The sequence below is a fragment of the Chitinophaga rhizophila genome (assembly GCF_019492185.1).
GTDB classification, from domain to species: domain Bacteria; phylum Bacteroidota; class Bacteroidia; order Chitinophagales; family Chitinophagaceae; genus Chitinophaga; species Chitinophaga rhizophila.
Map to the genome: position 1 here is coordinate 1 of NZ_JAICCF010000005.1, position 14,845 is coordinate 14,845.

Consider the following 14,845-nt stretch of genomic DNA (forward strand, 5'->3'; position numbering starts at 1 on the left):
GTTATTTGTTCATTGGGAACTCCTAGGTAGTAAACCAACGGTTTAGATAACCGGAGCCGTATGAAGGGAGATCTTCACGTACGGTTCTTACAGAATCTCAGGCTGAGATGCCTGGGTTTACTTACTATTAATATTTATCTTTAAAAGAGCAGGCGGCTGCACGGTGTAGCCGGCCTGCTTTTATCATTACTATGAGAAAGATGTTACAGGTACTGCCGCAGATAATGATAGCGGCACTCATGCTTTTCCTGTCTGGCGTAGCGCATGCCGCAGCGCCTTCCGACTGGACTATTGAATACAATCAGGATAATAAGACGTTGCACCTGAAGAGGGTGGAAGGTAATATTGACCTCCAGTTGTTTGCCTCATGCAGGTGGAATGGGCGGTTGATCACCACAAAAGACTATGCCCGTCATGCTATTACTGTTAAGCAGGTACAGGACGCATTCGGCAAAGGCGTCGTACTGAAGGTGACTTACCGCGATGCGCAGCTGCCTACGCTGGTACAGTCCTTTTACCAGTATCCGGGTAAGGACTATCTGCTGACTGACTTTACACTACAGGCCCGTTCCGGTACCATCGCGTCAAATTATATGTCGCCGGTAAACCTTACAGATATGACTACTGTACTGGGGGCCGGTGAAAAGCGCGCTTTATTCATTCCCTTTGATAATGATAAGTGGATACGTTTCCGGTCACACCCGGTCACATTTGATTCACTTACCAGTTATGAGGCTACGGCTGTCTTTAACGGCGACACCCGCCAGGGTCTTGTCGTGGGGTCAGTAGAGCACGACTTCTGGAAATCTGCCGTAATGATGAATAAAGCAGGTAGCGATACCCGGTATACTCTCACGTGTTATGGCGGAGTGGCAGATGCCACAACCCGCGACCTGGTACCGCATGGTGCAAAGGAAGGTAAGGTGATCCGGTCGCCGAAAGTGATGATTGGTGTGTTCTCCGACTGGCGTACGGGTATGGAGACTTATGGTACTGCTAACGCAACCATCGCGCCCCCCAGGCCCTGGAAGAAGGCAATGCCTGTGGGATGGAACAGCTGGGGTGTATTACAATTTAACCTTACCTACGAAAAAGCCCTTGAGGTATCTGACTTCTTTCACCAGCACCTGCAGCCACATCACTTTGTCAATAAGGATGGAGAAGTAGTAATAGGGCTGGACTCCGGATGGGACAAATTTACTGAGGAGCAGCTAAAAGATTTTGTAAAGCATTGTAAGGCCAACGGACAGACGGCAGGTATCTACTGGACGCCCTTCACTGACTGGGGCAAACGTCCGGAAGCGACAATTAAAGAAGCGCCGGGATATACCTTCAAAGATGTATACCTCTATGCCAATGGGCAACCACAGGATATTGACGGTGCATATGCGATAGATCCTACGCATCCGGCAATAGCCCAGCGAATGAAAGAAGTAGCTGCGCTCTTTCACCGTTGCGGGTTCGAGTACGTCAAGGTGGATTTCATGGCACATGGCGCTATCAATGCCGATAAGTGGTATAACCCGGAAATCAGGTCAGGCATCGCTGCCTATAATTACGGCATGCAACTACTTGACAAATACTTCGGCGATATGTATATTAACCTGTCAATTGCGCCGATCTTCCCTGCACAATATGCCCAGTCCCGCAGAATAGCCTGCGATGCCTGGAATAAGATCAAGGATACGGAATACACGCTGAATGCGGTCTCCTATGGCTGGTGGATAAATAAGATATACCAGTATAACGATGCTGATCACGTGGTATTACAACAGGCATCTGAAGGAGAGAACCGGGCGCGTGTTACTTCGGCAGTGGTAACCGGACTCTTTATCGCTGGTGATGACTTCAGTCAAGGCGGTAGTGAGGAAGGTAAAGCCAGAGCCAGGCAGTTCCTGACCAATGCAGAGGTGAATGCTGTGGCAAAAGGCCGTAGTTTCCGGCCTGTAGAAGGTACTGGCGTGCAGTCTGAAGATCAGTTTACACTAAAAGACGACCAAGGCAATACTTACTATGCCGTTTTCAATTATACAGAGAATCCACGTAGAATGAAGTTACCATTAGAAAGACTCGGACTGAATCCGGCTGCTCATTATACTGTGCGTGATCTCTGGTCGCATACGGAGGTAGCGGTTGACCAGTATCTGCAAATTCCCGCTAAAGATGTTCTTTTTTTGAAAATCAACAGCAAATAAGCTGCTAAATTAATTGTACCCATGACCAAAAAGCTAGTGTCTATTTTGTTATTCCTGGTTGCCATTGCCCATGCCACAGTCAGGTCAGAAACTATCCACATTGCCACGAATGAAACAGAAATTGTACTTCAGACTGCCCAGAATGGCCGGCTGTATCAGCTATACCTGGGCCCCCGTTTGTCTGCCGCAGCCGACTATAACCATCTGTTACCCAAACTGAAATCCAAAAGTGACGGACAGGCATGGGAAGCTTACCCTGTCTCTGGTACTGAAACCTACTTTGAACCTGCCTTCGGCATCCGTCATAATGATGGTAATCAGGCTACTGTACTGACCTACGTGTCTCATACTGTAAAGCAGGTATCTCCTGATGTAACGGAAACAGTCATTTCACTGAAAGACGTTGTATACCCTGTTCAGGTGAAATTGTACTACCGGACGTTCGCAAAAGATAATATTATCGAGTCCTGGTCAGAGATCAGTCACAATGAAAAGAAGCCGGTTAACATCAACCGGTATGCCTCTTCCATGCTGTACTGGAAAAGAAACCGGTACTTCCTGACGGAGTTCAGCGGCGACTGGGCGAAGGAAGTAAACATGAGCACTGTGCCGCTCAACTTCGGTAAAAAGGTAGTAGACTCCAAACTGGGTGCCCGTGCCAATATGCTGGTGTCCCCATTCTTTACCGTAGGCCTGGGTGAAACACCGCGTGAGCATGATGGCGAAGTGCTGATGGGTACTCTCGGCTGGACAGGCAACTTCCGCTTCACTTTTGAAGTAGATAATGAAAATAATCTGCGGGTGGTCTCAGGTATTAACCCTGATGCGTCTGACTATACCTTGGACCCTGGTAAAGTCTTTACAACGCCTGCCTTCATCTTCACCTATAGCAATAAGGGTACGGGCAAAGGTAGCCGCGACCTTCACAGATGGGCGCGCAACTATCAGCTGAAAGACGGGAAAGGCGACCGGCTGACGTTATTGAACAACTGGGAGGCCACTTATTTTGACTTTAACGAACAAAAGCTCAACGGACTGTTTGCAGAAGCTAAGTTCCTGGGTGTAGACATGTTCCTGTTGGACGATGGCTGGTTTGCCAATAAATACCCCCGTCAGAGCGATACCCAGGGGCTGGGAGACTGGCAGCCAACAACCAGCAAGCTGCCTAACGGTATCCCTGCTCTGGTAAAGGGTGCTACGGATGCAGGTGTAAAGTTCGGTATCTGGATAGAGCCTGAAATGGTAAATCCGAAGAGTGAGTTGTTTGAAAAACATCCTGACTGGGTCATCTTGTTGCCCAACCGTGAGCACTACTACTTCCGGAATCAGCTGGTGCTGGACCTAAGCAATCCTGCGGTGCAAGACCATGTGTTTAACGTGGTAGATCACCTGATGACAGAGAATCCAACGCTGGCTTATATGAAGTGGGACTGTAACAGCCCTATCACCAATATCTACTCTCCATATCTGAAAGATCGGCAGGGTAACCTGTATGTGGACTATGTACGTGGCCTGTACAAGGTATTGGACCGTATAAAGGCCAAATATCCTAATCTGCCGATGATGCTCTGCTCTGGTGGTGGCGGACGTACAGACTATGAAGGTCTGCGTTATTTCACAGAGTTCTGGTGCAGCGACAATACCGATCCTATTGAAAGGCTGTATATTCAGTGGGGCTATTCGCAGTTCTTCCCTGCCAAGTCCATGGCGGCACACGTTACCAGCTGGAACCATGATGCGGGCATTAAGTTTAAAGTAGATGTAGCCATGCAGTGCAAGCTGGGATTTGACATCAACGTTAAAGGGCTGCGCGAGGAAGAACAAACCTTCTGTCAGTCTGCCGTAGCTACGTATAACAAGCTCAAAAACACTATTTTCAACGGGGAGCAGTACCGCCTGGTATCTCCTTATGAAGGTAACCATACAGCAACGATGTACGTCAGTGAGTCTGGTAAACAGGCGGTATTGTATACCTACGACATTCATCCCCGTTACTCAGAGGTAGTATTACCCGTAAAGTGCCAGGGACTGAACCCCACCGCCAGCTACCGGGTGAAAGAAGTAAACCTGATGCCTGGTAAGAACCCGGATGAAGCAGTGAACGGAAAAGTATATTCGGGAGATTACCTGATGAAAGTAGGCTTGGATTTGTTTACTTCCACTAAATTGCATAGCCGTGTTCTTGAAATAGAGGTAGCAGAATAGGCAATAGCCGGGTAAAGCACAAATATTTGCAGTCATGAAGACGATATTGGACAAGATTCAGGAGCTGGATGGCGTACCATCCTACTCCAAACATGAGCGGTTTGTAGAGGGCATTGTGAATGCCATTAATGAGAAACTTATCGGTGTAGGCGATGCGCTGCCATCTGTAAATACTATGATCTCAGGACTGGGCTATGCGAGAGAAACGGTCATCAAAGGTTACCGTGAACTGCAACGCCGCGGTCTCATAGAATCCAAGAACAGGCTGGGCTACTTTGTAACGGATGATAATACCAGGCAGTCACTGAATGTGGCACTCCTCATGTATACTATCGATACTTTCCAGGAGCAATTTTACCGTAGCTTCCGCAATGAACTTGGTCAGGATGTACGCCTGGACGTATTCTTTCACCATGGTAATATCGAAGTGTTTGAAACGGTGTTTGCCCTGGTAAAGAACCGGCATTATGGGATGTATGCTATCTCACCCATCCATCATCCGCGTACAAGGGAGCTGCTGAATACAATCCCCAGGCAGAAACTGATCATGTTTGACCGCTATGAGCCGCTGGATGGAGACTTTCACTATGTCGTACAGGAATTTGCCAGATCATCCTACGCGGTGTTTGAACAGCTGGCAGATGTGATCAAAAAGTACGACAGGATGGTATTCTTCCACAATCCTGACTCCCTGTTCCCGCCAGAGATAGTCGAGTCATTTCAGCGGTTTACAGCTGATTATAATATCAAAGGCACCGTGTTGCGGGAATATGAGCCAGGCTCTGTCGAGAAGGGAGTAGTATATTATGTGAACGAGAATGCAGAGCTCTGGAACCTGTTAAGGGACTGTAACGCCATGAAAATAGAACCAGGTAAAGATATTGGCATCCTTTCCCATAATGACGAGCCTGTAAAAGAGCTGGTTGGTAATGGTATTACCACTTATTCTGTCAGTTTCAGCGAGATGGGCAAACGTGCGGCACAGGCAGTATTAAGCCGCGAGCCTGTGCATGAGGTACTGCCAACTACCCTGATCAGACGTAATTCGCTTTGATGATATGAATGTTGGTGCATTACTGAGTTTTCTGCTGATAACGGGGCTGGTAGCGTTGATTTCCTGGTATAAAACCAGGCGTGAAAACCTGCAGACTTCCTCCGGCTTGTTCTTCGCCAACCGTAACCTGGGCTTCCTTGTAGTAGGAGGGGCCCTGTTTTTCACCAATATCAGCGCTGTACAGTTTATCGGCGAGAATGAACTTGTGTATACCAACAACATGAGCGTAATGGCATGGGGCCTGTCTTCCGTGCTGGCCATGTTGCTGGTATCCGAGTTTATTATGCCGGTATACCTGCGCAGCGGTATCTCCACAACCCCTGATTTTCTGGAAGAAAGATATGATACCGGCACTAAACGCTTTGTGTCGGTCATCTTCCTGATCAGTTATATTGTTAATCTTCTGCCTTCTGTATTATACAGTGGCGCTATCTCCTTCAATGGCCTTTTCCGTGTATCGGAGACGCTGCATATCGATTATTGGCTGACCATCTGGATACTGGTATGGGGCATCGGACTGATAGGATGTCTGTATACGGTATTGGGGGGCCTGAAGGCGGTAGCTATCTCAGATACTGTGCTGGGTATCGGGATGTTTGCAGGTGGCATTTTATTGCCTTATGCGGCCCTGAAATACCTGGGCAATGGCTCGGCAGCGACAGGAATAGAACTATTGCTGGCGTCAAAAAGAGAGCACTTTAATGCGATTGGGGGGCCGCAGGACGCCGTACCTTTCCCTACTATCTTCACCGGCATGTTCCTGGTCAATCTCTATTACTGGGGTACGGAGCAGTATATTGTGCAGCAGGCGCTTGCCTCGCGTAGTCTTGCTGAAAGTCAGAAGGGGATAGCTGTGGCCTGTGCAGGTAAGATTATTTCTCCGCTATTGCTGAATATTCCAGGCCTTATTGCGGTATTGCTCTATCCGCATCTTACCAATACCGCGGAGGTATTTCCCAAAATTGTGAGTGATGTATCCCCGCCAGTACTCACTGGCTTCATTGCCGCTATCACTTTTGGCGCAGCGTTGACTACTTTCAATGCAGGTCTGAACAGCGCCAGTACGCTCTTTGTATTGAACCTGTATAAGCCTTACAAAGCCTGGCGTACTGAAACGGTCAGCGAGCGGCAACTGGTAAGGGTAAGCAGGCGGTTTGAATTGCTGGTTTGTCTGCTGGCAATGCTGATTGCACCATTCATCGTTTTCGCGCAACAGGGCTTATATACCTATATCCAGACCGTCAGTGGTCTTTTCAGTGTACCAATATTTACCATACTCGTTGTAGGGCTGCTACACAAACGGATGCCTGCAATTGCTGCCAAGATCGGGCTTACATTCTTCATTATCACCTATGCATCCTCACAGCTATTGATCGATACCGGCCTGCATTTCCTGCATGTACTGGCCATCCTGTTTGTACTGACAGTCATACTTATGCTGGTTACCGGCGCAATATTTCCCCGTAAAGAGCCTTTTATACAAAAGTGGAACAATGTAGTTGATCTGCAGCCATGGAAAAGAAGGCATTGGTATACTGCTTTATTATTACTGGCAATGGTAGCGTTGTTCGTCATTTTCTCTCCCTGGGGCCTGGCTGCTTAACAAAGCATATCGCTTCAGGCATCGCTTTTGTTTTCTTATGCCCAAACCCTGAAAAGCATGGAAGATCTCTGGTATAAGAACTCAGTTATTTATAGTCTGGACCTGGAAACATTTATGGACGCCAACAATGACGGGATTGGCGACTTCGCAGGTCTTTGCGATCGCCTTGATTACCTGAATGCCATGGGCATTGACACGGTATGGCTCGCTCCGTTTCAACCTACTCCTAATAAAGATAATGGTTACGATGTACAGGACTATTACGGCGTAGATCCGAGGCATGGATCAAGCGGGGACTTTGTGGAATTTATGCACAGAGCGAAGCAGCTGGGCATCAAAGTGATTATTGACCTTGTTGTTAATCATACGTCCGACAAGCATCCCTGGTTTAAGGAGGCCCGCTCATCTAAAGATAACCCCAAGAGGGACTGGTATGTATGGTCAGATAAGCGACCTTCTGACTGGAATGAAGGCATGGTATTTCCCGGGGTTCAGCGCTCTACCTGGACGCTGGATAAAGAGACCGGTACTTACTACTTTCACCGGTTCCATGAGTATGAACCCGATCTCAATACGGATAATCCTGCTGTAAGGGAAGAGATCTCCCGTATAATGGGATACTGGCTACAGCTTGGTGTTGCCGGCTTCCGCGTGGATGCGGTTCCGTTCATACTGGAATCGCCGGCTCCGGGCAGCAAGAAGTCCAAAATGAACTATGACTATCTGCGACAGATGCGCCGCTTCCTGCAATGGCGCAAGGGCGATGCCGTATTATTAGGAGAAGCGAATGTATTGCCTAAAGAAACGAAGCATTACTTTGGTGAGAATAGCGATGGTATCCATCTGATGTTCAATTTCTTCGTTAACCAGTATCTTTTTTATGCACTGGCTACCACTGATGTACGGCCATTGGTAAAAGCGCTTCAACAGACAAAGCTGGAAGCATCTACTTCACAGTGGGCGCATTTCCTGCGTAACCACGACGAACTGGATCTTGGCAGGCTGACAGAAGAAGAAAGAAACCAGGTGTTTGCCAAGTATGCACCTGATAAAAACATGCAGTTGTATTTCCGGGGTATCCGCCGCAGGTTAGGGCCTATGCTGGGTAGCCGGCAGCAAAACGAACTGGCTTATAGCATTATGTTCTCACTTCCGGGTACGCCCGTATTGCGGTATGGTGACGAATTGGGCATGGGTGATAATATGGAATTGGAAGACAGGGACAGTGTAAGAACACCTATGCAATGGTCTGCCGATCATCAGGCAGGTTTCTCCAAGGCGGATAAACTCGTTCATCCGGTGATAGACGACGGCTACTATTCCTATATGCATATCAATGTAGAAAGTCAGCGCAGGGATCCGGATTCGATGCTGAACTGGATGACTGCCATGATCCGTCTAAGAAGGGAATGTCCCGAGATTGGTAACGGCGACTGGGAGATACTGGATACGGGCTACCATCATATCCTGGGTATGCGCTACCACTGGAGAGAACGGCAGCTGTTTATCTGGCACAACTTCAGCGATCATCCGCAGGAACTGGTTGTTACCTCCAAAGTTACCGGCAAGGGAAGACTGGTGGATCTGATGAATAATATTGAAAGTATTGAAGACGATAAAGGCCGGCATACCATTACCCTGGAGGCCTATGGGTACAGGTGGTTCCGTGGAGGATGATCCTGATATCAGGTTACTGGTCAATGACATACAGAGGGCACCGGGTGCAGGGCTTATTAAAGCTTTGCACCCGCTCTCTTTTTTTGTATATTTATTCCGATAGTATTTATTCAAAATAACCAAACTCACCATCCGACTGAAAAGTAAGTATGATGCTTCCACGTGCATGGTACTTCCTCAGCAATGCTGACACAGTTGTCTATGTGTCCATTTAAATTATTAACTGTTAAAGCGTTAACCTATGTACAAACCACTTTATGTGCCTGTTCGCCTGATAACAGCACTATTTGTCGTACTCCGGCTGCTCACTGCACCGGTAATGGCCCAGGTGTCATGGCCATCAGGACAACTACTACCTTCTTTTCCTGCAACCGCACAAACGCAGGACTTGTTCATCTTACGCGAAAGTTCTACCCGCTGGGAAGGTGAGGGATCATCCCTCAGTCATAAGACCGGCAGACTGGAAACAGACGGCTGGCTTTGTCAGACAGGTATTGACAAGGCAGATGAACACATGATTTATGGCCCTTACGACATGAGTATTCCTGCCGGACCCAATGTGGCAGAGTTCAGGATGAAGGTTGATAATAACACAGCCAACGACGATCCTGTTGTAGATATCGATGTCAGGAATGCTACCACAGGCCAGATCCTGGCGTCCAGGGCTGTAACCCGCAGGCAGTTCCCTATTGCCGGAGACTACACAACGATTACCCTTCCCTTTACGATGCCGGCTAATAATCAGTCGATTGAGCTGCGGGTATACTGGCGGGGTACGTCTTACACCAAGGTAGACTATGTGGCAGTACAGCAGAATGGCTCTTCTGCCGAAATGTATCTGTTCGCCTCTCTGAAAGGTATCGTGAACCGCACCCAGCCCCGGCTCTTTTCTTACGAAGGGGATGCCTTCGCAGAAGGGCCTTACACCTGGCTGCAGTCTCTCGGACTCAGCTGGACGGAAGCCTCAAATAAATGGGACCTTGTCTCCAAATACCGTAGCGAGATCTCTGGCCTGATCGTATATGATCCTGCGCAGATACATACCGTCAACCTGGCTACTGTACTGGCAAAAGACAAGAAGGCCCTGATTGCCTCGCCGCTGTTGCTGTCCCGGTTAACAGCAGCGCCTTATAATCTTCCTATCCTGGTCGATCTGCGGGGGCAGTTCAGCAGCAAATTACAGGTCTATCAGACGTTGTACAACACTTATTGGCCTACCCTGGACAAACGGGTGCTGATTGGCTTAAATCCCGATGCCCATAAGGCAGCCCTGCGGGAATATGCAGTAGCTACAGGATTGGCGACTATCTGGCTGGACCCTAATGTAGCCGGAGAAAGTGAACTGCTTAACAACTTCTTAAGTTCAATGCCTGCCGGCGCTAACTATATGGGCTGGTGGCCCGAGGAGGCACCTGGCGTACAGCGGGCATCCCAGTATGGTATTGCCACTATTGCCAGCGACTGGGCTACCAATCTGACTGTACATAGCGGTATGCCCCGGACGGTTACGCCCAAGCCGATTCCTGCAAAGCCTGCCTTACAGAATAAGCTATATGTAGCCTTTATACTGAGTGATGGCGACAACCTGCAGTATGTAGAACACCTGATGCGTAAACTCTGGAATAATCCGGACCGTGGCACTGTGCCTATTGGCTGGACGGTGTCGCCTGCAATGCTGGACGCTATGCCAGGCGCATTGAACTATTACTGGCAAAGTAGCACTAACAATGATAACCTGATATCGGGTCCGTCAGGATATGGGTATGCATATCCTAACAGCTTCCCTAATCAGACGTCCCTGAATCAGTTCGTCACCAGAACAGAAGATTATAACCGCCGTGCCGGTTTGCGGGTAATAACGATATGGAATACTATCACAGGCGGTATTAATCAGAACGTCGGACAGTCATTCGCAGTAAATGCACCGTCCACACTGGGACTTACAGCGCAGAATACCGGCGGCGGACTGACAATCTATAATAACAGTTTACCGGGAATGGCTTTATCCTGCAACTATTGTACGAATGAGCAGGCGATGAAGGATCATATTGCTACGGCTTCTGCCGGATGGAATAATGCTTCGCCACGCTTTATTATTATCCAGGCACAACCCTGGACGAATGTTACGCCAACCAGTTTTAAGAACGTAGCTAACTCGCTGAATGCGAACTATGTGGTGGTGCGTCCTGATCATCTTTTCCAGCTGCTCCGTGAAGCTAACGGGTTGCCTGTCAATCCGCAATAAAATTTAATTAAAATAGCAAAAAGCATGTGATTCGATAAGGAATTACATGCTTTTTGTCGTATTTTTATAGTATAGTAATGATTTTATAATCATGTTTCCTACTCACTGATAGTCAATCATTAGCATACATCAAGTCCACATCAAGTCCACCTCATCTCCGTAACAAATTCGAACCGACCGGCCCCTGAGTCCATCCATTATCCATTCTATCTTCACCCGCTCATTATACTGTACGGGTTCTTATCTGTATGCTATCTCACATGGTAGTAATCTCTCTCATAGTTATATTTCATTGTTGTGTCCTTTTTCTGGTAAAGATGAGTGTTCAGCAGGCCGTATCATTCCCTTTTTTTGTCCAAAGGTGTCAGCAATACACTAAAAATTCTGACCTGTCAGCATACCGCGTTTTCATTGCTGTTAGGAGGGGTTAAATTCACCGGGCAAATAAATTCCGTTATGAAAAAAATACTACCCTTGATGACCTTCTGCATAGTATGGCTATACAGTAATCTTTGCGCACAGCGCAGAATGGAGAACCTCGGACGCGGTGTTGTAGCCGTCAGATCTGGTCAGCAGATATTTGTCAGCTGGCGATTGTTAGGCCGTGATCCGGCCGGCATCGGTTTCAACATTTATCGTACTGCCGGTGGCGGTACTGCTATAAAACTGAATGCAGCAGTGCTGACAGCAGGTACCAATTTCACAGATAATACAGCCTCGCTGAGTAACAGTAACACTTATTATGTCAGGCCGGTTATTAACGGTTCTGAACAAGCGGCAAGCGCCGCATTTACATTACCGGCTAACGCGCCTGACCAGCCCTGTGTGGTGGTGCCTTTGCGGAGTGGCAACTATGTCCATTTTGCATGGGTAGGCGACCTTGATGGTGATGGAGAATATGATTATATAGTAGACAGGCTGAACTGGACAACCGGAGGCTGTAAGATTGAGGCGTATAAACGTGACGGTACCTTTCTATGGGAAGTGGATTATGGGCCTAATAGTCTGAATATGGATAATATCACACCAGGTTCAGCTACTATAGATGTTGGCAACTGGGATGGAGTAACCGTATATGATCTTGATGGCGACGGGAAAGCAGAGGTCATCACTAAGATCGCCAACGGCGTTACGTTCGGTGACGGTAATGTATGGACTAACAGTAGTGATACCCGGCAATGGCTGGCCGTGCTGGATGGAGCTACCGGCGCATTAAAACGTTATGCTGCTATTCCGGCTGACTATCTTGCCGCAGGGCCTTTAAATTGTAATCTCGGCATCGGCTATCTGGATGGAACCACACCTTCTATTGTCGCTAAGTTCAAGAACAGGAATTCGGATCGTTCATTTAACATGATGATCTGTGCTTTCCGCTACACAGCATCAGGCCTTACACAACAATGGAAGTGGTTGCGGGGTAGTGATGATCGTCCTGATGGTCATCAGATCCGGATTGTGGATGTAGACGGAGATGGCAGAGATGAGATCTGTGATATTGGTTTTTGTCTGAACGGAGATGGTTCACTGCGTTACTCACTGGCAGGGCAAGGTATCATACATGGAGATCGTACCCAGATCGGGAAGCTGGACCCGGCAAGGCCAGGATTGCAGGGATATGCAGTACAGCAGGATAACCCCAGCGGGCTGTTAGAATATTACTATGACGCAGGCACAGGTAATGTTTTGTGGAAGCATATCGGCGGAGTGGCAGATGTAGGAAGAGGAGTAGCCGCAGATATTGATCCCCGGTATCCGGGTTATGAAGTGTGGTCATTTTCTGGTATATACAACGGACCATCCAACACTAAAATCACAGATGAACCTAACCGTCCATGGCCTAATTTCAGGATATGGTGGGATGGAGATCTGCTGAGTGAAACTTTTAATGAGGGTAAACTGGAGAAATGGAATTATACCAGTAGTACAGTATCAAGGTTACTCACTACAGCTAATTACCAGACAGCCAGAGGCAGTTACCGTGGCGCGCCTATGTTGTACGGAGACATCTTTGGTGACTGGAGAGAGGAAGTGGTAATGACCAGCAGTGATTATTCCAAACTGGTGATCTTCACATCACCGGTAGCTACCAATAGCCGCATCTATACCCTGGCACATAATCCTGCTTACCGTAATGGTATGACGCTGAAAGGCTACATGCAATCGCACCTGACTGATTTCTACCTGGGCAATGGCATGCAGACACCGCCTGTGCCAGCAATCACTTATGCCTCTAATACATTACCTGCGACAACAGTAGCGGCTATACAGGAAAGTAAGCCGGTTACATCCCCATCGCTGCGCATCTATCCTAATCCGGTACACCAGTCTTTCGTCAATGTACAGGTAAAACTGACTACTCAGTCACTTGTCAGGATGATGATAGAGGATATGAGCGGACAACGGAGATTCATGCGTGATCTCGGAACGGCAGGTCCGGGGATGTTTAGTCAGCAGGTAGATATTTCATCCGCTGCCCTGGAAGCAGGAACATTTATTCTGCGGATACAGGCCGGTCAGGAGACATTCCATACCAAGATAATCAAGCAGTAGCGTAAAGGCATATCAGAAGTAGCTCAGCCACTTTTTAGTGCCCTGATTAGCTTGTTTATACCTGCTGAAACGGAGGCATAATGGATACAGCAGCAATACGACGCCGATCCAGATCAGGTAGACGATGGCGAGCTGGAAGCCGTAGCCGCGGAGTTGTTCATTGGAGGTGACCCATGTAGTGAGATTGACCATATTCGCAGCCGGAAACCCGGTAAGCGCTGCTGCGGCAACACCCAGGCCGTGGATGACCGGAATGTGTAACAGGTAGAAGAACATGGGCACCCTGCCAAATACGATCACACCTTCTGTAAACCTGTTCAGTGGTTTTTCTGCATAGGCCAGGAATAGTAGAGAAGGACCGAGCGTCATTAGTGTGAACAGTAATGACGGCGGATATTTGGTTGTATTTAGGAAAGAGAAGAGTGTGTGCAACCAATGCTGTTGTACGGCCCAATGATCGTCATCACCATACACATTGATCCAGCGTAATAATATAAACAGCAGGATGCTGCCAATGCCCAGTGTGCGCAGTGAGCGGTGACGTGTTTCATAACTCGTGGCCGAAGTATACAGGTTGCCGATGAAGTATCCCAGGATAATAATTCCCAACCAGGGCAATACAGGGTAACCTATAACAGGGCGGAACGGGCCGAAGTGAAATCCGGAGAAGTTAGGCTCATGTAAAACAGACCATAGGAATGCGCCGGCATCATTGCCGCTGACGTGTATATTATCGAGCAGGTTGTGTCCTGCTACCAGTAGTATACCTAGCGCGAGCAATATTGTACGCGGCAGATGTATCAGCAGGGAAAGCAGCATCATACTGATACCGAAGGCCCAGATGACCTGTAAGATGAACATTGGGTAATGCGGGTTGAAGGTCCAAGCAAGCGTAACGAAGAACAGTTCCAGTGCTACCAGCCACAGGCCTCTTGTAAAGAGGAACCAGGAGAGCGCCTTCCGTCCGTTCTTGGCACCGTACAGACAGGCAGAGATACCTGCCAGCAGCATGAAGGTGGGTGCGCAGTAATGAGTGATCCAACGGGTAAAGAATATAGGAGCAGTGGTGTGCTGCAGGTCAGTAGGATCGTGCAGGTAAGAATAAGCATGAAAGTAATCGCGTACATGATCCAGCGACATGATAATGATAATGAAGCCCCGTAACAGATCTATAGATTCTATACGGCGGCTTTTCACAGCCGTAAGCGTTGTGGCCATCTGAGAAAAGATTGATTTTAATGAGATATATCGGTAAAAGTAAATAAATCTCAGCTGTGTTTCAGCGCGCAGTCAATATTCACACGCTGACCGAACAG

8 protein-coding genes are annotated in these 14,845 nt (G+C 48.1%); 7 read left to right on the forward strand and 1 reads right to left on the reverse strand.

Going from position 1 to position 14,845, the window contains the following annotated elements:
• Positions 1-191 precede the first annotated feature (191 nt).
• The 7 genes from K1Y79_RS24320 (at position 192) to K1Y79_RS24350 (ending at position 13,529) form a co-directional block, all read left to right on the forward strand.
• Positions 192-2,195: an alpha-galactosidase gene (locus K1Y79_RS24320; protein WP_220252817.1), complete on the forward strand. Its 2,004-nt coding sequence runs from the start codon at positions 192-194 to the stop codon at positions 2,193-2,195.
• A gap of 21 nt (positions 2,196-2,216) precedes the next feature.
• Positions 2,217-4,400 (forward strand): alpha-galactosidase, encoded by a 2,184-nt coding sequence (locus K1Y79_RS24325; RefSeq protein ID WP_220252818.1) that lies wholly within the window; start codon positions 2,217-2,219, stop codon positions 4,398-4,400.
• A gap of 34 nt (positions 4,401-4,434) precedes the next feature.
• The gene (locus K1Y79_RS24330; RefSeq protein WP_220252819.1) at positions 4,435-5,454 is read left to right on the forward strand and encodes a substrate-binding domain-containing protein; all 1,020 of its coding nucleotides are present in this window, start codon (positions 4,435-4,437) and stop codon (positions 5,452-5,454) included.
• 4 nt (positions 5,455-5,458) lie between these two features.
• Positions 5,459-7,057 carry a solute:sodium symporter family transporter gene (locus tag K1Y79_RS24335; RefSeq protein WP_220252820.1) on the forward strand — a complete coding sequence of 533 codons (1,599 nt, stop codon included), beginning with the start codon at positions 5,459-5,461 and terminating at the stop codon, positions 7,055-7,057.
• Positions 7,058-7,114: 57 nt separating this feature from the next.
• Positions 7,115-8,734: an alpha-amylase family protein gene (locus K1Y79_RS24340; protein WP_220252821.1), complete on the forward strand. Its 1,620-nt coding sequence runs from the start codon at positions 7,115-7,117 to the stop codon at positions 8,732-8,734.
• A gap of 241 nt (positions 8,735-8,975) precedes the next feature.
• The gene (locus tag K1Y79_RS24345) at positions 8,976-10,979 is read left to right on the forward strand and encodes a GxGYxYP domain-containing protein (protein WP_220252822.1); all 2,004 of its coding nucleotides are present in this window, start codon (positions 8,976-8,978) and stop codon (positions 10,977-10,979) included.
• Positions 10,980-11,435: 456 nt separating this feature from the next.
• Positions 11,436-13,529, forward strand: coding sequence for a rhamnogalacturonan lyase family protein (locus tag K1Y79_RS24350; RefSeq protein WP_220252823.1), 2,094 nt, complete (start codon positions 11,436-11,438; stop codon positions 13,527-13,529).
• Positions 13,530-13,541: 12 nt separating this feature from the next.
• On the opposite strand, the gene K1Y79_RS24355 is transcribed toward K1Y79_RS24350, so the two are convergent.
• Entirely contained in the window at positions 13,542-14,747 is a 1,206-nt protein-coding gene (locus K1Y79_RS24355; protein ID WP_220252824.1) for a DUF1624 domain-containing protein, read from the reverse strand.
• Between the last annotated feature and the right edge of the window lie 98 nt (positions 14,748-14,845).